At 65.3% G+C, this 19,555-nt stretch carries 16 protein-coding genes; 10 read left to right on the forward strand and 6 right to left on the reverse strand.

The window, feature by feature from the left end:
* Nucleotides 1-214: 214 nt before the first annotated feature.
* Together glmS and glmU are read right to left on the reverse strand one after the other, a co-directional pair.
* Nucleotides 215-2,011, reverse strand: a complete 1,797-nt coding sequence (gene glmS, locus VJ109_RS05550) for a glutamine--fructose-6-phosphate transaminase (isomerizing) (RefSeq protein ID WP_324759687.1) — start codon at nt 2,009-2,011, stop codon at nt 215-217.
* Nucleotides 2,011-3,201 carry a bifunctional sugar-1-phosphate nucleotidylyltransferase/acetyltransferase gene (gene glmU / locus VJ109_RS05555; protein ID WP_324759689.1) on the reverse strand — a complete coding sequence of 397 codons (1,191 nt, stop codon included), beginning with the start codon at nt 3,199-3,201 and terminating at the stop codon, nt 2,011-2,013. The genes glmS and glmU overlap by 1 nt, the downstream gene beginning before the upstream one ends.
* Nucleotides 3,202-3,452: 251 nt before the next feature.
* Between glmU and VJ109_RS05560 the strand changes: the two genes are divergently transcribed.
* Both VJ109_RS05560 and VJ109_RS05565 read left to right on the forward strand, forming a co-directional pair.
* Complete coding sequence (locus tag VJ109_RS05560; protein ID WP_324759691.1) at nt 3,453-4,055, forward strand: hypothetical protein; 603 nt, start codon at nt 3,453-3,455, stop codon at nt 4,053-4,055.
* On the forward strand, nt 4,033-4,314 hold the full coding sequence (locus tag VJ109_RS05565) for a DUF8150 family protein (protein WP_324759692.1): 282 nt from the start codon (nt 4,033-4,035) through the stop codon (nt 4,312-4,314). The genes VJ109_RS05560 and VJ109_RS05565 overlap by 23 nt, the downstream gene beginning before the upstream one ends.
* Before the next feature lie 38 nt (nt 4,315-4,352).
* Here VJ109_RS05565 and VJ109_RS05570 read toward each other — a convergent pair whose 3' ends face one another.
* The 4 genes from VJ109_RS05570 to VJ109_RS05585 all read right to left on the reverse strand — a co-directional run bounded on the left by VJ109_RS05570 (nt 4,353) and on the right by VJ109_RS05585 (nt 9,435).
* Nucleotides 4,353-6,257: an ABC transporter ATP-binding protein gene (locus tag VJ109_RS05570; protein WP_324759694.1), complete on the reverse strand. Its 1,905-nt coding sequence runs from the start codon at nt 6,255-6,257 to the stop codon at nt 4,353-4,355.
* Between the two features lie 90 nt (nt 6,258-6,347).
* On the reverse strand, nt 6,348-7,208 hold the full coding sequence (locus tag VJ109_RS05575) for a CheF family chemotaxis protein (protein WP_324759696.1): 861 nt from the start codon (nt 7,206-7,208) through the stop codon (nt 6,348-6,350).
* 121 nt (nt 7,209-7,329) lie between these two features.
* Nucleotides 7,330-8,178 carry a type II CAAX endopeptidase family protein gene (locus VJ109_RS05580; RefSeq protein WP_324759697.1) on the reverse strand — a complete coding sequence of 283 codons (849 nt, stop codon included), beginning with the start codon at nt 8,176-8,178 and terminating at the stop codon, nt 7,330-7,332.
* A gap of 93 nt (nt 8,179-8,271) precedes the next feature.
* Nucleotides 8,272-9,435 carry a Fic family protein gene (locus VJ109_RS05585; protein ID WP_324759698.1) on the reverse strand — a complete coding sequence of 388 codons (1,164 nt, stop codon included), beginning with the start codon at nt 9,433-9,435 and terminating at the stop codon, nt 8,272-8,274.
* Between the two features lie 172 nt (nt 9,436-9,607).
* On the opposite strand from VJ109_RS05585, the gene acs (VJ109_RS05590) reads away from it, so the two are divergent.
* The 8 genes from acs (VJ109_RS05590) to VJ109_RS05625 all read left to right on the forward strand — a co-directional run bounded on the left by acs (VJ109_RS05590) (nt 9,608) and on the right by VJ109_RS05625 (nt 19,511).
* The gene (gene acs, locus VJ109_RS05590) at nt 9,608-11,551 is read left to right on the forward strand and encodes an acetate--CoA ligase (protein ID WP_324759700.1); all 1,944 of its coding nucleotides are present in this window, start codon (nt 9,608-9,610) and stop codon (nt 11,549-11,551) included.
* 141 nt (nt 11,552-11,692) lie between these two features.
* Complete coding sequence (locus VJ109_RS05595) at nt 11,693-13,363, forward strand: bacterio-opsin activator domain-containing protein (RefSeq protein WP_324759702.1); 1,671 nt, start codon at nt 11,693-11,695, stop codon at nt 13,361-13,363.
* Between the two features lie 69 nt (nt 13,364-13,432).
* Complete coding sequence (gene acs / locus VJ109_RS05600; RefSeq protein WP_324759703.1) at nt 13,433-15,427, forward strand: acetate--CoA ligase; 1,995 nt, start codon at nt 13,433-13,435, stop codon at nt 15,425-15,427.
* 73 nt (nt 15,428-15,500) lie between these two features.
* Nucleotides 15,501-15,944 carry a DUF4212 domain-containing protein gene (locus tag VJ109_RS05605; RefSeq protein WP_324759705.1) on the forward strand — a complete coding sequence of 148 codons (444 nt, stop codon included), beginning with the start codon at nt 15,501-15,503 and terminating at the stop codon, nt 15,942-15,944.
* 65 nt (nt 15,945-16,009) lie between these two features.
* Nucleotides 16,010-17,617: a VC_2705 family sodium/solute symporter gene (locus VJ109_RS05610; protein WP_434737288.1), complete on the forward strand. Its 1,608-nt coding sequence runs from the start codon at nt 16,010-16,012 to the stop codon at nt 17,615-17,617.
* 2 nt (nt 17,618-17,619) lie between these two features.
* Nucleotides 17,620-18,081, forward strand: a complete 462-nt coding sequence (locus tag VJ109_RS05615; RefSeq protein ID WP_324759708.1) for a universal stress protein — start codon at nt 17,620-17,622, stop codon at nt 18,079-18,081.
* Between the two features lie 8 nt (nt 18,082-18,089).
* On the forward strand, nt 18,090-18,323 hold the full coding sequence (locus VJ109_RS05620) for a DUF8119 family protein (RefSeq protein ID WP_324759710.1): 234 nt from the start codon (nt 18,090-18,092) through the stop codon (nt 18,321-18,323).
* A gap of 504 nt (nt 18,324-18,827) precedes the next feature.
* A complete protein-coding gene (locus VJ109_RS05625; protein WP_324759712.1) occupies nt 18,828-19,511 on the forward strand; it encodes a helix-turn-helix domain-containing protein in 684 nt (227 codons plus the stop codon).
* Nucleotides 19,512-19,555 lie beyond the last annotated feature (44 nt).

The following is a 19,555-nucleotide window of genomic DNA, read 5'->3' on the forward strand; positions in this document are numbered from 1 at the left end:
CTTGGTCCGTTGGTCGCTCCGGTTCGTCGAACCTGCTCGTATGCGGTCCACGTCTACCGCCAGTCGACGCTTCACACCGTACTTACAGTCGGGTGGCAGTGGTCGGGACCGCTTCGAACGGCCGTCAGCAATAGCCACTTGGGGGCGTTTTGTCTCATGCTGTTTGCTCCACCCGAAGCCCCACCCGACGAGGACTGTCGGCGGTAGTCTCAGTTCACTCCACAGTCACACTCTTCGCCAGGTTCCGCGGCTTGTCGATCGGCCGACCCAGCAACGCAGCCGTGTGATACGACACCAACTGCAGATGGATGTTCGCCAGCACGGCCGCGGCCCGCGGGTGGGTCTCGGGCAGTTCCAACACCTCGTCGGCATACCGAGCAGCGTCGTTCTGGCCGTCGGTCACCGCGACCACAGGGGCGTCACGCGCTTCGACCTCCTTGATGTTCCCGACGGTCTTCCGAGCGCGCTCGTCGTCGCCGGTCACGACCGCGAAGACCGGCGTCTTCTCGGTCACCAGGGCGAGCGGCCCGTGTTTGAGTTCGCCGGCCGCGAACCCTTCGGCGTGTTTGTAGGTGATCTCTTTCATCTTCAGGGCGCCCTCCAGCGCGACGGGGAACTGCTGGCCCCGACCGATGAAGAAGTACGCGGCGGCGTCCTGGTACAGTTCGGCGACCTCCGCTGCTGCGGAGCTGTCGAGGATCGACTGGACCTGTCCGGGCAGGTCCCGGAGCGCGGCGATGACCTCGCGGGTGTCGTCGGTCGAGGTCGTCCCCAGCGCGAGCAGGTTCAGCGCGGCCAGTTGCGAGGCGAAGGTCTTGCTCGCGGCGACGCCGATCTCGGGGCCGGCACGGATGTACAGCGCGTGGTCGCACTCGCGGGCGACCGTCGATCCGACGACGTTGGTCACGGCCAGGGTGCGCGCGCCACGGTTGCGGGCCTCCCGGAGTGCTGAGAGGGTGTCTGCCGTCTCGCCGCTCTGGGTGACGCCGACGACCAGCGCATCGCCGATCGGTGGGACACCGGTCGCGTACTCGCTGGCGAGGAACGCCTGGGCCGGGATGCCGGCGGCCTGGAACAGTTGGGCACCGTACAGCGCCGCGTGATAGGACGTCCCGCAGGCGACGAAGTGGACGCCCGTCGGCGAGAGGTCGCCCAAGTCCTCAATGTCGACAGAGGCCGAGAGCTCGTCGACCCGGCCGCGGAGACACTGTCGGAGCGCCCGTGGCTGCTCGTGGATCTCCTTGAGCATGTAGTGGTCGTAGCCGCTCTTGCCGGTCTCCTCTGGGTCCCACTCGACGGTGTTGACCGCTTTGTCGACGACGGTCCCCGCGGTGTCGGTGACCGTCCAGCCGTCGGCGTCGAGGCGGGCGAACTCGCCGTCGTCCAGATAGACGACCTGGTCGGTGAAATCACGGAAGGCGGGCACGTCGCTGGCGAGGAAGGTCGCTTCCTCGGTCAGCCCGAGCACCAGCGGCGAGTCGTTGCGCGCGGCAAAGACGGATTCGGTGCCGGCGACGACCACCGCGACGGCGAAGCTCCCTTCGAGTTGTGCGACGGCACTCCGGACGGCGGCTTCGGGATCGGCGCCCGCTTCGAGTTCCCGCTCAATGAGGTGGGGGATCACCTCGGTATCGGTGTCGGAGGTGAACGTGTGGCCGGCCGAGACGAGTTCGTCACGGAGTTCCTGGTAGTTCTCGATGATGCCGTTGTGGACGACGGCGACCGAGCCGTGACAGTCCTGGTGGGGGTGGGCGTTCGCGTCGGTCGGCGGGCCGTGGGTGCTCCAGCGCGTGTGGCCGATCCCGACCTCGCCCGACAGCGAGACGCTCTCCAGGGTCTGCTTGAGGCCGTCGATGTCGCCGGCGTTCTTACAGATACTGACCGGTTCGTCCGCACTCGTTAGGGCGACACCGGCGGAGTCGTAGCCCCGGTACTCCAGTTTCGAGAGCCCGTGGACGAGCGTGTCGAGCGTCTCGTCGCCGCGGCCGACACAGCCGATAATTCCGCACATCAGCGCATCACCTCCACGCCCTCTCCAACGTTGCTGTCGACGGTGACACCGGTGTGCAACGTCGCGTCCGTGCCGATCAGCGTCCCCGGCGCGATACTGGCGGCACCGTCGACGGTCGTCCAGTCGCCGATGACGGCACCGAGACGCTGGTTCTCGAAGACAGTGGTCCCGACCTGGACGTCGGCGGTCCCACCCGGAACGACCGTGCTCGCGCCCAGGTCCACGTCCTGTCCGGTGACCGTATCGAGCAGTGTCGAACCCGGTCCGACACGCGCGTCCGCGTCGAGTACCGACCGCTGGACGACCGCGTTGGCGCCGATCGTCACGTTCGCGCCCGCGGCGGTGTGTGGACCGACGACGGCGTCCGGCCCGACCTCACAGTCCGGCCCGACGACGACCGGGCCACGCAGGACCGCTTCCTCGTGGACGGTGGCGTCGTCGTCGACCCAGACACGGTCGTCACGTTCGGTCTCGGTAACCCGCTCGCGGTCGAGGACTTCGCGGGCGACGGTCAGCAGGTCCCACGGATAGGTGGCGTCGACCCACATGCCGTCGACCTCGACACCCCGGACCCGTTCGTGAGCGACCAAGCGCTCGATGGTGTCGGTGATCCCCAGTTCCCCGGCCGTCCGTGGCGTCTCCTCGATCGACTGGAAGATGGTCTCGGGGAACGCGTACACGCCGGCGTTGATCAGCCGGTAGCCGTCGTCGCGCGGTTTCTCGACGAAGTCCGCGATATCGCCGTCACGCAGTTCGACGGCCCCGTACCGGCTGGTGTTCCGTCGTTCGGTGACTGCGATACTGGGATCGCCGGTCTCGGCGAAAGACGTGTCAACGGCCTCGATCGTCCCGGCGTCGATGAGACGATCGCCGTTCAAGACGAGTAAGGGACCGTCTACCTCGCTCCGTGCCTGTGCGAGGGCGTGCCCGCTGCCGAGTTGTTTCTCCTGGCGGACGTAGGTGATCGGAACATCGCGGTAGGCGGGGCCAAAGTGGTCCTGGACGCGGTCACGCTTGAACCCGACGACGACGACCAACCGCTCGATACCGGCCTCGACCAGGGCGTCGAAGACGTGTTCGAGGATCGGCCGGTTCGCCGCTGGTAACATCGGTTTCGGCCGGTTCCGTGTCAACGGCTGGAGCCGGGTTCCCTCGCCGGCAGCGAGGATGACTGCAGTATCGATGTGCATACCTCACTCTGGATGGCATCCTGCTTCAACCTTCTGGGCTTGGCGGATTTCGCGCTGTGGGTGTGTGGGCTCGGCTGCTGGTATCGCCGTGCCTACGGGTGTGGATAGGTCGTTTGTGTCCGCTTACCACTAGTTTCGAAGAGTAGATCGCCGAGGAGCATTCATTCAGCCAGAGATATAGCAGATACCCAAACACACGGAGTCCTATTTGGCAACCACTGATTTATCCCGTATCCAAGTGAAATTCGATCATGAGCGGAGTTGCGCTACGAGATGGCACCCTCGTGGTCGGGCGTGAGCCCAACAAACTCGACACACTGGCAATCGAGTTCTCCGAGATTCTCGGTCAGGTGGATATCGACCACGTCTACATCGCGGGGTACGTCTCGATCCTCTCTGGCCGAGCACGGTCCACAGAAGACGTGGACGTGCTAATCGAACCCATCGATGCAACGACCGTCGATCAGCTCGTTTCGATACTCGATGAGCGGGAGTTCTGGGGACCAGCGATGCCACTCGCGTCGATGTACGAGATGCTCGAAAACGGCGATAACATCTGGGTCGCCCCCGACGACGAGATTACACCCCACCTGGAAGTGAAGTTCGTCCGTGACGAGTTCGACCACGCCTCACTGGAGAACTCGATCACGGCTCGAATCGGAGGGGAGACAATCCCAATCGGTCCGCTCGAACTCCAGATCGCATACAAGCTCTATCTGGGTGCGCAAAAAGACGTCGAGGACGCGGTCCACCTGTATACGCTCTTCGAGGAAAGCCTTAGTGTCTCACGACTCGAAACGTGGGTTACACGACTGGACGTGGAATCCGAATATGAGCGACTCGAACGTTCGTGAACGCCTCGATCGGAAGCACGAGCGAAACCGAGAGCAACGCATCGAGGGGATCAAGCGCTGGGTGGAGTATATCGAGTCGAACCCGCCGGAAGTGTGGGGTCCCCAACAGAACGCCATCGTGGACGGGCAACTCGACGCTGCACAGAGTGCCGGAACGACGGCCGATCAGCAACAACGAGTGGCAGACGTAGCAGCGGAGATACTCGACAGCAAAGACGCCCCGGACGACACCTCAGAACGAAATCACGATTCCACCTAGTTCTTGCCACGGTGCCAGTCTTCGGAGCTGCTTGGCGACTACGTATCGTCGGTCTCGCGGACGATCGCCGACTGTCGCTCCAGCGCCCGGTCGAGGAACTCCTGGGGCAGCGACTGGATGTCACCGACCTGCACTCGCCAGAGATTGGCGTACAACTCGTCGGCCCGGAGAAGTTCCTCGTGGGACCCGTCCTCGACGATGCGGCCGTCGTCGAGAACGAGGACGCGGGCAGCGTTGCGGATCGTCGACAGCCTGTGTGCGATGACAAAGGTCGTCCGGTCGGCGGCGAACTCCTGGAGACTCGCCTGTATGAGCGCCTCGGTCTCCGTGTCGACCGCACTGGTGGCCTCGTCGAGGATCAGTATCTCGGGGTCTTTGAGCATCGTCCGGGCGATCGCCAGGCGCTGGCGCTGGCCGCCGGAGAGCTTCACGCCGCGTTCACCCACCAGCGTGTCGAACCCCTCCGGAAGCTTACGGATGAACTCGCCGGCCTGTGCTCGGTCGGCGGCCCGTTCGACCTCGTCGTCGGTCGCGTCGAACGTCCCGTAGCGGATGTTCTCGGCGACCGTCCCGTAGAAGAGAAACGGTTCCTGGCTGACGTAGCCGATCGACCGGCGCAGGCTCTGCAGTGTCACCGATCTCACGTCCTGGCCGTCGATGCGGACCACGCCCGTCTCGGCGTCGTACAGTCGCGGCAGCAGTTTCAACAGCGTCGACTTACCGGCCCCGGTCGGACCGACGACGCCGACGGTCGTGCCGCCCTCGACGGCGACATCGATGTCCTGGAGGACGGGCTCGTCTCCGTAGGCGAACGTGACGTCCTCGAAGGTCACAGCGCCGTCGGTAGTCGTCAGCTCCGTCGCATCGGGGTCGTCGCCGACGACGGGGTCGCGCGCCAGCAGTTCGTCGACGCGTAGGCCCGCCGTCTTGGCTCGCTCGTAGTCGTCGACCACGTCACCCAGTCGGATGATCGGCCAGACGAACTGCTGGGCGTAGATGACGAACGTCACGAACGCACCCGGCGTGAGCGTCCCCGCGATCCCGAGCGGAGCCACACCGAGGACCCACAACCCACCGACCAGAAACGTGAGTGCAAAGCCGATCCCGGAGATGACAGTCAACCCCGGAAAGTAGGTGATACGCACACGAATAGCCGCCAGACTCGCTCGGAGGTAGCTGTCTGAGGCGTGACGGACCCGCTCGGTTTCGAACTGCTCGGCACCCTGTGTCTTGACGACCTCGATGCCGCTGACGCTGTTTTCGAGGCGGGCGTTCAGATCACCGATCTCTTCGCGGACGCCGAGGTATCGCGGCTCGATGATCCGGGTGAACGCGAGCGTGAACGCCGCGAGCACCGGGATCGGTAACAGTGTGATCGCGGTCAGCGTGGGGTTCAGTCCGACGAGAATCGCGCCGATCCCGCCGACGGTCGCGAGGATCCACACCGTCGCGCTCAGTCCGTCCTCCAGAAACGTCTCCAAGGCGTTGACGTCGTTGTTGAGCACGCTCATCAGGTCGCCCGTCCGTCGGCGGGTGAAGTACGCGAGTTCCTGCCCCTGGAGCGCGTCGTAAGCGTCCACCCGGATGTTTCGCTGGACCCGCTGTGCGAAGACACTCCAGCCCCAGTCCTCGATCCACGAGGCGACCGCACCACCCGCCGTCGCTATCAGCAGCGCTGCGATGGAGAAATAGAGCTGGCCGACCGGCTCGTCGGGGATCAGTTCGCCGGGGACGAACGGTAACGCGTACGGCCGTTCGGACAGGAAGACGGCGTCGACGGCCAACCCGATCACCAGCGCCGGGACCAGGCTCAGCGCCCTGCCGACCAGCGTCGCCGCGGTCCCGAGGACGGCGTATCCCCGCCCACCGCGGGCGTACTCGGTGTACAGCCGCCAGACGACGTTGCCCGACCGGGAATCGGAGCGCGGGTCCCGCTCTGTCATGCCTCGTGTTGGGTTCCCAGCGGTATCAGGCTGCGGGAGAACGAGCGCACGTGTCGTGGGTGGTGCCGTCAGCTGGAGCGTCTCACGGGGTCACTGCTCGCCCATCCGCTCGCCGGCCACTCGTCGCCCTTTCGTCGTCAGATTCACCTCGGTCCGTTCCCGGACGACACTGATGACATCGAGTTCGATGAGCCGGTCGAAGATCGCCTCGGTCTTTTCGACGTCGATGCCGACGAAATTGGGGATGTCGAACGGGGAGACGCCCGAGTGCAGCGCCATGATGACGCGTTTCTCCGTCGAGGAGAGGTCCAGATCGGCCCGGTTCTGCTCGGCGCTCTCCTCTAGCATGACCTGGAGGACGGTCGCGTAGAACTCGTCGCCGGCGAGGTGCGTCTCGACGCTGATATCCTCCTCGGAGTGTTCGACCTGGATGACCGACCGTTCCTCGCCGTTGATCTGCTTGTCATCGACGGACAGATCCCCGATGTCGGCCCGGTCGATGGTGACGGCCTGTCCGTCGGCCATCGCGACCTGTAACGCCTCGTCGCTGACTTTCAGCCGGCCTTTCGTCCACTCTGCGTTCTGGACGACACCACCCTTGAGTGCGGGGTGTTGGACCCGGATGACCGCGCCGTTCAGGCTCGCGCGGTAGAAGTCCGTCTCGAACTCCGCGTGGTTCGACGCGGAAACGAGGATCACATCCTCGCCGACGTGGAAGCCGACGTACTCGGAGACGCCGGCGCTCTGTTGGTTGACATCGAAGCGGTCGGCGATCCGATCGATCTCGTCGAGTGCGATCTGGCGCTTGTCGTCGGCCATCAGCGCGATGCGTTCGGTGGTGAGGATGATCCGGCAGTTCTGCCACTCGGCATCGGTCAGCCGCTGGCCTTGGGACACCGCGAGTAGGTATTTCCCCTGCGTGTCCGCGATCTTCTTCTCGGTGTTGCTCATCCCCGTGACTGCCTCAGTTGAGCCCTTATAGACAATCGAGAATATAAGTTCCGCCGCCAGTATCGCCTGCGACAATTGGCGGCGGGTCGTCTCCGGGGAGAAGTGTAGGGCGGCCGCCCCGTCAGTCGTCGGACGGCGCGGAGGCAAACCTGGGACGACTGAACAGCGGTCCTTCGGTTCCGGTCAGCCGATAGAGCACGAATACGGCGCCGACGATGGCAGTGTACTCAACGAACGGGAGCAGAAAGTGGACCGGACCCTCGGTGTGGACGGTCACGAGGAACGGCGGCTGGTTCATCGTCGCGTGGAACAGCGCCACCAGCCAGAGGTTCCCGCTCAGCGCGTAGACGAGTCCGAACGCGAGTCCGGCCGCGGTCAGTCCAAGTAGGCGGATCGCCAGATCGGCACCGACGCCGTGGCCGGACATGAGGAACCACCGCGGGAGGTGAAAGAGCGCGAACAGCACGGCCACGACGCTGATCCCGACGGCGGTGGCCCGACGGCTCCGCTCGCCGACCAGGGAGGCGACGCTCCCCTGGAGGTACCCCCGGAAGAGGAGTTCCTCGGGAATCGCGGTAAACAGCAGCGAGCTTCCGAACGCCGCGAGATACAGAAGCGGGTGGGCCGCGACTCGCGACGCGCCGGCGGAGAACCCGGGAACGCCACCGATCGCGAGCACGGACGCGACGGCGTTGTAGAGCGCCCAGAGCGCGGCGACGGCGGCGAGAGCGACGCCGAGTGAGCGGACGGACGGAACGACCGAGCGCGGTTCGATCCCCTCAACGAGGAAGGCACCGACCGCGAGGCCGACGAGGAAGACGCCCCACGCGATCCCGGCGAGCGGGGATGGCGACCCGCCTGTGGAGACCAGCGCGAGCGCGGAGAGGACAAGGACCGTCAACACGTACGTTGCGACAGGGATCAGCGGCCCGCCGTCGAACGACTGCGGACCGATGTCAGGGCGTGACATCCCGTCGGCGTTCACGGGCTGGGGATAAAGCAATTCATATCGTGCGCCGGGGATCGGTCGTGGCATCGGCGTTGCGAACGGCCTCCGGTTCACTCAGTACGTCTGCGGTGGCCGTTCGAGGATCTCGAAGATCTCGCGGGCACGGTACTCCTTGTTTCGCTGCTTGCCCGTCACTTCCTCTAAGAGACCCTCGTCAACCAGCGTGTCGATGGCGCGGGAGGCGGTCGACCGTTCGACATCGAGCGAGTTTGCGACCGACTGTATCGTCAGGTAGGGCTGTTCGAAAAGGCGACACGCCAGGCGGTTTTTCGAGTACTGGACGCCGCCGTACTCCGCCTGGTAGCGACGCCGCAGGTCGTCGAGAGCGAGCGTCCGCTCGACGGACTCCTCAGCCTGTCTCGCGACACCACGGATGAAAAATGACAGCCAGTCCTCCCAGTCGCCACGGGCCCGAACAGCTCCCATCCGGTCCACGTACGCCTCCTTGTTCCGATTGAAGTACTCGCTGAGATAGAGGTTCGGCCGTTCGAGCAGCCCACGGTCGTACAACTGGAGTGTAATGAGGAGGCGACCGAGCCGTCCGTTGCCATCACCGTACGGATGGATCGTTTCGAACTGGTAGTGAAACAATGCAATATCGACGAGCGTGTGGTAGCTCCCGCCGGTCCGGTAGTACGTCACCAGCGCGTCCATCAGGCCATCTATCTCGTTCGGTACCGGCGGAAAGAAATCGCCCAGGTGGTTCGGCGTCGTCTTGTAGCGACCGATGGTGTCGGTGTCGACGCGATCGTCGGGAACACCGGTCAGTAGCGTTTCATGAAGGCCATGGAACAGTTCAACGGAGAGTGCTTCACCGTTATCAAGCGTGTCGAGTCCGTCTTCGACCGCCTGCTCGTAGTTGAGAACCTCCTGTGTGTCTTTCGTATCGCTGTCCGTCTCGTTATCGACAGCCTCATCGAGTTGTCGCGTTTCGAGGCTGTAAAGAGCGTTGTAGTCGACATCGGCGCCTTCGATCTCGGCGGATTCCATCGCTTCTTTCCGGAGGAGCGACGTGTAGAGGACGGGTGGGAAATCCAGTTCCAGGCTGATGCCGCTGAGCTTTCCAAGCCAGAAGGTCGCATCGGCGAGGAGTTCGTAAAACTCTCTCGTCAGTTCGAGGTCGCGAGCCGGCGGTAGTGGGTCAGGTCTGAAATACGACCGTCTCCCGTAGGGGACGAGTTCGCCAGGCGCTTCGCGTTCAATTTCAGTGTCGTCCATGCACGTTTGGAGGGTATTTACCCCAGTTGCATGAATTTGGTGCAACTGAATGCACACACAGACCGTCAGATTGTGCTATCGTTGCATATGAGCGGGGAAAGACAACAACTGCCGGGACTGTCACACGTAGCTAGAAGGAACGTTTTTCCCCGACGGCACAAAGGTTACACCGATGACACCGGGTAAGGGGTCGGGCCGGGACACGGCCCTCTCCGAACGGCCAGCCCTGGACCCGCCGTCGTGGTTCACCGAGCAGGCTAACGTCCAGGACCCGTCGATCACGGGAGCGTTCGAGGGCGATTGGCCCGACTGCTGGGCCGCGGCCGCCGACCTGCTGGAGTGGGACCGCGAGTACGACGCCGTCTTCCGTGGCGGCGAGGAGCCGCCCTTCGAGTGGTTCCCGGGCGGGCGACTCAACGCCTCGTACAACTGCCTGGATCGACACCTCCCCGAACGCAAGAACCAGTTGGCGCTCATCTGGGAGGGCCACCTGGGCGAGTCCCGCAGCTACACCTACCGGGAGCTGTACCGCGAGGTCAACGCCTTCGCGGCGGCCCTGCGCGAACGGGGGGTCACCCAGGACGACGTGGTGACCGTCTACCTCCCGATGGTGCCCGAACTCCCGGTCGCGATGCTGGCGTGTGCCCGCCTGGGCGTGCGCCACAACGTCGTCTTCGCGGGCTTCTCGGCTGACGCGCTGGCCGAGCGGATGGAGCGGACCGGCTCGGAGTATCTCGTCACGTGTGACGGCTACTACCGGCGTGGCAGCGCCGTCGCACAGAAGAACAAGGCCGACAACGCCCGCATCGCGGTGGAGCAGGCCGTCGAGGTCGTCGTCGTCGACAGCCTGGGACTGGACGTCCACCTGGGCGAGGGGTACCACGACTACGACAGCCTGCTGGAGCGCCACCGCGGGACCGATGTCGAGCCGGTCCCGCGCGCGGCCGACGACCCCCTCTTTCGGATCTACACCTCGGGGACGACGGGCGAACCCAAAGCCGTCGACCACACGACGGGCGGATATCTCGCCCACGTCGCCTGGACCAGCCGGGCCGTCCTCGACATCAAGCCCGACGACACCTACTGGTGTTCGGCCGACATCGGCTGGATCACCGGTCACTCATACATCGTCTACGGCCCGCTGGCGCTGGGAACCACGACGGTGCTGTACAACGGGACACCGGACCACCCCGAGAAAGACCGGCTCTGGGAGCTGATCGACCGCTACGCCGTCGACGTCTTCTACACAGCGCCGACGGCGATCCGGGCGTTCATGAAATGGGGCGAAGAGTACCCCGCCGAACACGACCTCTCCAGCCTGCGCCTGCTGGGCACCGTCGGCGAACCCATCGACCGGCGCGCCTGGGAGTGGTACCGCGAGCACATCGGCGGCGGCGAGTGTCCGGTCGTCGACACCTGGTGGCAGACCGAGACCGGCGCGATCCTCGTCTCGACGCTGCCCGGCGTCGACGAGATGAAACCCGGGTCGGCGGGCAAGCCACTGCCCGGGGTCGAGACAGCCGTCGTCGACCCCGCCGGCCAGGCGGTCGAGCAGGGGACCGCGGGCGAACTCGTCGTCACCCGTCCCTGGCCCGGGATGCCGAAGTCCCTGCTTGTCGGCGAGCGGTGGGGTGAAGCGGCCACCCGGGGCGACAAGTGGCGCTACTACCCCGAAGACGGCGTCGTCGAGGACGCGGACGGCTATCTGACCTTCCTGGGACGGGTCGACGACGCGATCAACGTCGCGGGGCGGCGCTTCTCGACGATGGAACTGGAGTCGACGGTCGCCGGCGTTCCCGGCGTCGCCGAGGCGGCCGTCGTCGGCGCCGACCACCCGACGACTGGGACGGCGATCTACGCCTACGTCTCGCCCGAGCGCGGTCGCTCCGAGGAGCACCTGCGCGAGGAGATCGAGGCCGCCGTCGCCGACGCCATCGGCGAGATGGCGACCCCCCGCGAGATCGTCTTTACGCCAGACCTCCCGAAGACCCGCTCGGGGAAAGTGATGCGACGGCTCCTGACGGCGGTCGCCAACGACGAGGAACTGGGCGACATCAGCGCCCTGCGGAACCCGGCGATCCTCGGCGAGTTGCGGACGACCACTTCGAACCGGTGACAGTGTTTCGGATATTTTCTGATTGTCGAAACAGCTTTCGGATAGGTTTGCTGCCCAAGCAGCAGATATCGACGACATCTCCGAAGGTATTCGGACGGCTGCGATAGACTTATTTCGGCTGTCTCAAAATAACCGAAACAGATGACAGAGAGCCCGGATGTACTCGGTCGGCGTGGCTACCGGCGGCTCCGTCGAGCGGCCGACACGCACCGGGCCGATCTCGTCGTGCGGTTGGGCGCCGAAGTCGGGCTCCGGCCCGCCGAGATGTGTCGGCTCCGGACCGGAGACATCGAGCCGGACGGCGACGCGTACTTCCTCGCGGTCCGGGCCGACGACGGGATCGCCCGCGAGACCTACCTGCCGGCCGACGTGGAACACGACGTTCGGAAGTACGCCCGATCGAACGGTCGGGACACGGAGGAGCCGCTGTTCGATGTCTCACCTCGCCGGCTCCAGATGCTGGTTGGAGAAGTCGCCACCCGTGCGGCCGAGGACCATCCGGAACTGGCCGACGTTTCCTCCCGGGATCTTCGCTGGCGGTTCGCCGCCGCGCTGCTTTCCGACGGTGTCCCACCCCACGTCGTCTGTGCGCTGGGCGGGTGGGAGCGACTCGATCGCCTCCAGCCGCTCGTGAGTGAGCCCGATCGGGCGGCTATCCTGTCGGCGGTCGACGGGACCGGCGAGGAGGAGACATCCCCCACGCTCCGCCGGCTCGCCGCCGTCCTCGCCGACATCGGCGAGACGCTGGTCGGCGCCGGGACGGGGACCGAGATCGAACAGACGGTCTGTGATCGCGTCGCCGAAACCGAGGGCTTCGAATTCGCGTGGGTCGCCGAACGGACCGGCGACGGGTTCACACGCCAGGCCATGGCGGGAACCGAGCCGGAGACCGTGACGGCGCAACTCCAGCGCCACGAGACACCGCTGACGGCCGCCGTCGACGACGGAACGGTGCGTGTCGTCGAGGACGGCGGGTTCGTCGCGGCCCCGATCGTCCGGGGCGACACCGTCGCCGGCGTGTTGGCCGTCGGGACCGACGCCGACGACGACGCCACGCGGGAGTTGCTGGCGGCGCTTGGCGCCCAGATCGGCCACGGGTTGGCAGCCGTCCAGCGCAAGCGGCTTCTGCTTGCCGATACCGTGACCGAGTTGACCTTCGAGTGTACGGACAGTCACGCGGTGACCGTCGGGCTCTCGACCGCGCTCGGCTGTACGGTCGAACTCTCCGGACTGGTCCCCGTCGGCGGCGGATCGTTGCTGTACTATCTCACCGTCGAGGGGGCGTCGGCCGGCCCGGTGCTGTCACACCTCACCGACGCCGCGGACGTCTCCGACGCACGCCTCATCGAGGACTACGGCGAGGGTGCCCTACTGGAGGTCGTCGTCACCGAGGCGCCCGCGCTCGCGCTGATCGAACGCGGTGGGCGGGTCCAGGAACTGACAGTCGCCGACGGCACGGCGACGCTGGTCACCGAACTGCCCGGCGACACCGACGTGCGTCCCGTCGTCGACGCCGTCGTCGCCGCATACCCGGAGACGACCCTGGCCGCCAAACGCGAGACGGACCGGCCCGTCGAAAGCGAGACGGGCTTTCGCGACCGGCTGTCGGACCGGCTGACCGACCGCCAGGAGTCGGTCCTGCGGGCGGCGTTCCACAGCGGCTACTTCGAGTGGCCGCGGGGTTCGACGGCCGAGGAGTTGGCCGACTCCCTGGACGTCTCCTCGCCGACACTACACAACCATCTCAGACGGGCACAACAGAAGGTTTTGACCGCGTTCTTCACCGATGGACCCGTCGAAGATTCGCCCTGAACCGGGCGACGCGTTAGCACAATTAGCTACTCCGTTTATATGCCACCTGGGTATTGTTGGTGATAGACTATGTCAGAAGAAGATGTGCAACTGGAGGCCCGACTCGAGGAACAGGCGGTCTTCGAACCGCCGGAATCGTTCGTCGAGCAAGCCAATATTTCCGACGAGGGTATCTACGACGAGTTCGAGGAGAACTGGCCCGGCTGCTGGGAACAGGCCGCCGACTTACTCGACTGGGAGGACTCGTACGATCAGGTACTGGACGACTCGAACCCCCCCTTCTACGAGTGGTTCACAGGTGGGTCACTGAACGCCTCGGCGAACTGTGTCGACCGGCATCTCGACGAGCGCGGCGACGAGGCCGCGATCGAGTGGGTCGGTGAACCCGTCGAGGAGGACAACGTCACCTACACCTACGAGGAACTCCACCGCGAGGTCAACGAGTTCGCGGCGGCACTGCGCGAGCAGGGAGTCGGCGAGGACGACGTCGTCACGATGTACATGCCGATGATCCCCCAGCTCCCCATCGCGATGCTGGCCTGTGCCCGCATCGGGGCACCCCACTCGGTGGTCTTCGCCGGCTTCTCGGCGGACGCGCTCGCCACACGGATGAACGCCGCCGACTCCGAGTATCTGGTCACGTGTGACGGCTACTACCGGCGCGGTGACCCGCTCGACCACTTAGAGAAGGCAAACGAGGGTCTGGAGGGCGTCGACCACGAGGTCCAGACAGTCGCCGTCGCCGAACGGCTGCTGGACGGGGACGGCTTCGACCACGACTACGCCGACAACCAGGTCGCCTTCGACGAACTCGCTGGTGCCCACGAGGGCGAGACTGTCGAGCCGGTCTCCCGGGACGCCGAGGACATGCTGTTCCTGATGTACACCTCCGGGACGACGGGCGAGCCCAAAGGCGTCAAACACACGACGGGTGGGTATCTCTCGTATGCCGCCTGGACCAGCCAGGCCGTCCTCGACATCAAGCCCGAGGACACGTACTTCTGCTCGGCCGACATCGGCTGGATCACGGGCCACTCCTACATCATCTACGGCCCGCTGGCGCTGGGGACGACGACGATGATGTACGAGGGGACCCCGGACTACCCGGACAAGGACCGCCTCTGGCAGATCATCGAGGACTACGAGGCGACCCAGCTGTACACGGCGCCGACGGCGATCCGGGCGTTCATGAAGTGGGGCCAGGAGTACCCCGACAGCCGCGACCTCTCCAGCCTGCGCCTGCTGGGGACCGTCGGCGAGCCGATCAACCCCCGGGCCTGGAAGTGGTACTATAAGCACATCGGCGACGAGTCCTGCCCGGTCGTCGACACCTGGTGGCAGACCGAGACCGGCGGGATGATGCTGACGACGCTGCCCGGCGTCGGGGACATGAAACCCGGCTCCGCCGGCCCTCCCCTACCCGGCCTCAGCGCCGACATCGTCGACGTCAGCGGCAGCCCGGTCGAGGCCGGCAAGGCCGGCTACCTCGTGGTGAACAAGCCCTGGCCCGGGATGCTCCGGACCCTCTACAAGAACGACGAGCGGTTCATCGACGAGTACTGGCGGGAGTACTCCGACGTCGACAGCGACGACCCCGAAGACTGGGTGTACTTCCCCGAAGACGGGGCCAAGATCGACCAGGACGGCTACATCACCGTCCTGGGTCGCGTCGACGACGTGTTGAACGTCTCGGGGCACCGCCTCGGGACCATGGAGATCGAGAGCGCCATCGTCGGCGTCGAGGGGGTCGCCGAGGCCGCCGTCGTCGGCGGGAACCACGAGATCAAAGGCGAGGCCGTCTACGCCTACGTCATCACCGAGGACGGCGCCGACGAGGACGAGGAACTCCGGGAGCGGATCATCGAGGCGGTCGAGGACGCGATCGGCCCGATCGCCCGGCCCGAGCAGGTCATCTTCACGCCTGAACTGCCGAAGACTCGGTCCGGGAAGATCATGCGGCGGTTGCTCGAAGACATCGCGAACGGGGAGGAACTGGGCGACACCAGTACGCTGCGCAACCCCGACGTCGTCAGCGATATCGCGACGAAGGTGCGCGGGGACTGAGCGAGCCCCCACACCTGCCGAATTGAGACACGGATTCGGGACGGACAACAGACACACATGCAGTCGACAACCCATGACAGATAACGACACCCACGATAGAGTCGAGACCGACGGCGGTACCGCCTCACAGCCAGCACAAGCACACCGGAACACGAACTACCTGGACGAGGAGGTGAACATCCTCAAACCGAGCACGGCGTTCATGCGGGACCACCTCCGGGTGGTCTGGACGAGTTTCGTCGTCTGGGCGCTGATCGTCTTCGGGCCGGTCACGCTCACCGCTATCGCACCCGGCCCGATGAGCCAGACGATGCCGGTACTCGGGTTCCCGTTGCACTACTTCCTCGTCGCCTTCTGTGCGCCGACGGGGGCGCTGATCCTGGCGGCGATCTACGCCCGGAAACGGGACAGCTTGGACGAGAAGTACGGGATCGACCACAGCACGCCCGACACCGGCGGTGACACCGGCGGCGGCGCGGACGACGCGGCCGCCACCGACGGAGGTGTCGAACAGTGATCCCGCTCCAGGCGGAGGCGCTCGACATCTCGTTCAAACTGCTGCCGGCGATCATCGTCTTCCTGATGATGGCCTCCTTCCTCGTCATCGGCTACGTCTTCAAGGTAGCCGACACCGAGGGGATGTGGGTCGCCGGCCGGGGCATCGGGAACATCGAGAACGGGATGGCGATCGGTGCGAACTGGATGTCGGCCGCCTCCTATCTCGGACTAGCAGGGCTGGTCGCCCTCTCGGGCTTCTACGGGGTGGCCTTCATCGTCGGCTGGACCACCGGCTACTTCGTCCTGCTCATCTTCCTGGCCGCACAGATGCGCCGGTTCGGGAAGTACACCGCGCCGGACTTCGTCGCCGATCGGTTCAACTCGCCGATGGCCCGCGCGCTGGCGGCGTTTACCACGCTGTTGATCGCGTACGTCTACTCGGTGGGCCAGGCCCGCGGGATGGGCCTGGTCGGCCAGTACGTCTTTGGGCTCGATATCATCCCGATGATCGTCGTGATGATGACGATCACCGTCGGCTACCTCGCGCTGTCGGGAATGCTGGGCGCGACCAAGAACATGGCCGTCCAGTACGTTATCCTCATCGTCGCGTTCATGGCCGGTGTCTACGTGGTCGGGTTCAGCCAGGGGTACTCGACGATCCTCCCGCAGATCGAGTACGGCGCGCTGTTCAGCGAACTCAGCCGGCAGTTCTCCGAGCCGTTCCGGTCGAACTCCTACTACCTGTGGGTCGCGACGGCGTTCTCGCTGATCTTCGGGACCTGTGGCCTCCCACACGTCCTGGTGCGGTTCTACACCGTCCAGAACGAGCGGACGGCACGCTGGTCGACTGTCTCGGGACTGTTCTTCATCATGCTGCTGTACTGGGCGGCGCCCGCGATGGCCGCCTTCGGCGTCGACCTGTTCGCGGCGGTCAACAACATCTCCCCCGACGCGGTCTACAACGGCGAACAGGCGATGTCGGGCGCGGAGGGTGACGTCATCGTCGTCCTCGCGGCGCAGTTCGCCAACCTCCCGACGTGGTTCGTCGGGCTGGTCGCCGCCGGCGGGATGGCCGCGGCCATCGCGACTACCGCGGGGCTGTTCATCACGGCCTCCTCGGCGGTCGCCCACGACATCTACTCCGAGCTGATCAACCCCGACGCGACCCAGCGCCAGCAGGTCCTCATCGGCCGGGCGACCATCGTCGCCATCGGCGCGCTGGTGACCGTCACCGCGTTCAACCCGCCGGCGCTGATCGGCGAACTGGTCGCCTACGCGTTCTCCCTCGCCGGGACCGTGCTGTTCCCGATGTTCTTCCTGGGCCTGTGGTGGGAGAACACCAACCGCCAGGGTGCGCTGGCCGGCATGACGACCGGCCTGCTGCTGTGGATCGGCTCGGTCGTCAACAGCGTCCTGCCGGCCTACATCGGCTTCCTCGCCGACATCGCCGGCGGCCCCGGACAGGCGATCATCCCCATCTACGCACAGTACGTCCCGCCGATCGGCGCGGCACTCGTCGGGACCCCGCTGGTGTTCCTGGTCACGATTGCCGTCTCGCTGGTGACCCCCGAACCACCACTGGAGACCAAGAAGATGGTCCGACAGTGTCACAGCCCCGAACCGATGGGTCAGCAACAGAGCGCGGAGGACATCGTCTCCAATAGCGGCGGCGAGACGCCCGCGGACGACTAACAATGTACGACCACATCCTCATTCCGACGGACGGAAGCGACACCGCGAACGCCGCGGTCGACCACGCGGTCGATCTGGCCGCGAAATACGGCGCCGAACTCCACGCACTGTACGTCGTCGACGTCGACGCCGTGAACTTCGGCCTGGGTACCGAACAGGTCGACCGCATCAGACAGGGGAACTTCGGCGAGATGACCGAACTGAAAGAGGACGCCGACGACGCGACCGGCGCAGTCGCCTCGGCCGCCGCAGACCACGGCGTCGAGGTCCACGAAGAGGTCCGCGTGGGGACCCCCCACGACGTCATCGCCGGCTACGCCGACAGCAACGACATCGACCTCGTCGTGATGGGTAGTCACGGCCGATCCGGTGTCCGGCGGGCACTGCTCGGGAGCGTCACCGAGCGTGTCCTCCGGTCGACCCACGTCCCGGTGCTCGTCGTCGACGAACACGAGGAGGACTGATCGTGCCGATGGCATCCGGCAAGGGGCTGCTCGAAACGATCGGCGAGCACGTCCAGGAGCACCGCTCCGGGATGGTCGTCGACTTCGTGTTTGCTCTGACCTGGGTGACCGTCGTCACTGTTATTTTCGACGTGCTCCTGGGCGCTCCCCAGTGGGTGTACTACCTCGCCCTGGCCGGCGGCGTCGTCGCCTACTACGGCTTCTTCTGGTCGCTGGACGCAGTGAGTCCCGAGGCCGACTGAAGGGACGGCCAGGAACGAGCATCCTCGTCGGTAGTATATAAGTATCTTATACCGATAAGCCGGACACCGATGCGGTACGGCCCCCTTCGTCCGGTTGTATGACAGAGAGAACCCCCATCCAGGACAGCCCCGAACCAACCGAACCGAAGTTCTACCTCCCCGCCGGGTCCACTGCCCCACTCGTAGTCGATCGGTTGGAATCGGTCTGGGCGACGTTGTTCGACAACGGTGTCGCCCAATCGAGATAGCCGTAGACGAGTCCACCGGAGGGTCGGTTCACCCCTGCGGGTTCTGAGTCGACTCGTAGTCCGAACGGCGCGCGAGGCATACGTATATCAGCACTCCCGCCGTACTCGGAGGTCATACCCAACCGAGCGACGTAAGCCGCCGAAGGGCCACCGATACGACGGCAGCCGAACGCGTTCCAGTGTCGGTCTCCGCCGAGCGTCCGGAGACTCACCGATCGCGAAGTCGGGTACTCCGAAGACGGTTTCCCTACAGAAAATGGCCGATATCAAAGCAGTCGTCGAAGTCGAGCATCCCGACATCGTCCTCACGGGAGCGGTCCGTCACGACAGCAGTTCGACTGTCAGGTCGGTATCGGAGGCGGGAACTGATCCGACCTCCGGGAAGTTCTTCTATCGAGTGCAGTCGTCCGATCTCGGCCGGTTCGAGGACGGACTGCGGAACGATCACACCATCGCAGACTTCGAGCGTGTTCGTGAAACCAGAGACGGGAAGGCGATCTACAGCGTGGAGTATTCGGACGAAGCGACGGTGCTCTCACCGGTCATCTCGACCGCGGGCGGTGTCATCCTCGACATGGAGAACGCGGGTGGCGCCTGGCACCTGACAGTCTGGCTGTCCGAGCGGACGAATCTGGACCGCCTGTGGGAGTACGCCCGACAGAACGACATCGACATCGAACTGCTGCGCGTGAACGAGTACGCTAGCCTCGGGAGCACCGACGCTGGGTTGACCGACAGCCAGCGAGAAGCACTCCTCGTCGCGGTCGAGGCGGGGTATTTCGAGGAGCCCCGGAACGCAACACTCAGTGAGGTCGCCGCCGACCTGGATATCTCGCAACCAGCAGCCAGTGGTCTCCTTCGACGTGCGATCAAGCGGCTCGTCGTCTCCTCGCTGCTGGACGACAGCGAACAACCGAACAGGTCAGTGACCCACGACTGAAGTCGTGGGCTTCCTCCTTCATCTCTGTGAGACCTCGGAATCTC

The sequence above is a fragment of the Haloarcula montana genome, from assembly GCF_035666295.1.
Taxonomy (GTDB): Archaea; Halobacteriota; Halobacteria; order Halobacteriales; family Haloarculaceae; genus Haloarcula; species Haloarcula montana.

Excerpts from the sequence above, each read along its gene's own strand:
- glmS (WP_324759687.1), bottom strand. The coding sequence starts at position 2,011 with ATGTGCGGAATTATCGGCTGTGTCGGCCGCGGCGACGAGACGCTCGAC.
- glmU (WP_324759689.1), bottom strand. The coding sequence starts at position 3,201 with ATGCACATCGATACTGCAGTCATCCTCGCTGCCGGCGAGGGAACCCGG.
- VJ109_RS05560 (WP_324759691.1), top strand. The coding sequence starts at position 3,453 with ATGAGCGGAGTTGCGCTACGAGATGGCACCCTCGTGGTCGGGCGTGAG.
- VJ109_RS05565 (WP_324759692.1), top strand. The coding sequence starts at position 4,033 with ATGAGCGACTCGAACGTTCGTGAACGCCTCGATCGGAAGCACGAGCGA.
- VJ109_RS05570 (WP_324759694.1), bottom strand. The coding sequence starts at position 6,257 with ATGACAGAGCGGGACCCGCGCTCCGATTCCCGGTCGGGCAACGTCGTC.
- VJ109_RS05575 (WP_324759696.1), bottom strand. The coding sequence starts at position 7,208 with ATGAGCAACACCGAGAAGAAGATCGCGGACACGCAGGGGAAATACCTA.
- VJ109_RS05580 (WP_324759697.1), bottom strand. The coding sequence starts at position 8,178 with ATGTCACGCCCTGACATCGGTCCGCAGTCGTTCGACGGCGGGCCGCTG.
- VJ109_RS05585 (WP_324759698.1), bottom strand. The coding sequence starts at position 9,435 with ATGGACGACACTGAAATTGAACGCGAAGCGCCTGGCGAACTCGTCCCC.
- acs (WP_324759700.1), top strand. The coding sequence starts at position 9,608 with ATGACACCGGGTAAGGGGTCGGGCCGGGACACGGCCCTCTCCGAACGG.
- VJ109_RS05595 (WP_324759702.1), top strand. The coding sequence starts at position 11,693 with ATGACAGAGAGCCCGGATGTACTCGGTCGGCGTGGCTACCGGCGGCTC.
- acs (WP_324759703.1), top strand. The coding sequence starts at position 13,433 with ATGTCAGAAGAAGATGTGCAACTGGAGGCCCGACTCGAGGAACAGGCG.
- VJ109_RS05605 (WP_324759705.1), top strand. The coding sequence starts at position 15,501 with ATGACAGATAACGACACCCACGATAGAGTCGAGACCGACGGCGGTACC.
- VJ109_RS05610 (WP_434737288.1), top strand. The coding sequence starts at position 16,010 with ATGATGGCCTCCTTCCTCGTCATCGGCTACGTCTTCAAGGTAGCCGAC.
- VJ109_RS05615 (WP_324759708.1), top strand. The coding sequence starts at position 17,620 with ATGTACGACCACATCCTCATTCCGACGGACGGAAGCGACACCGCGAAC.
- VJ109_RS05620 (WP_324759710.1), top strand. The coding sequence starts at position 18,090 with ATGGCATCCGGCAAGGGGCTGCTCGAAACGATCGGCGAGCACGTCCAG.
- VJ109_RS05625 (WP_324759712.1), top strand. The coding sequence starts at position 18,828 with ATGGCCGATATCAAAGCAGTCGTCGAAGTCGAGCATCCCGACATCGTC.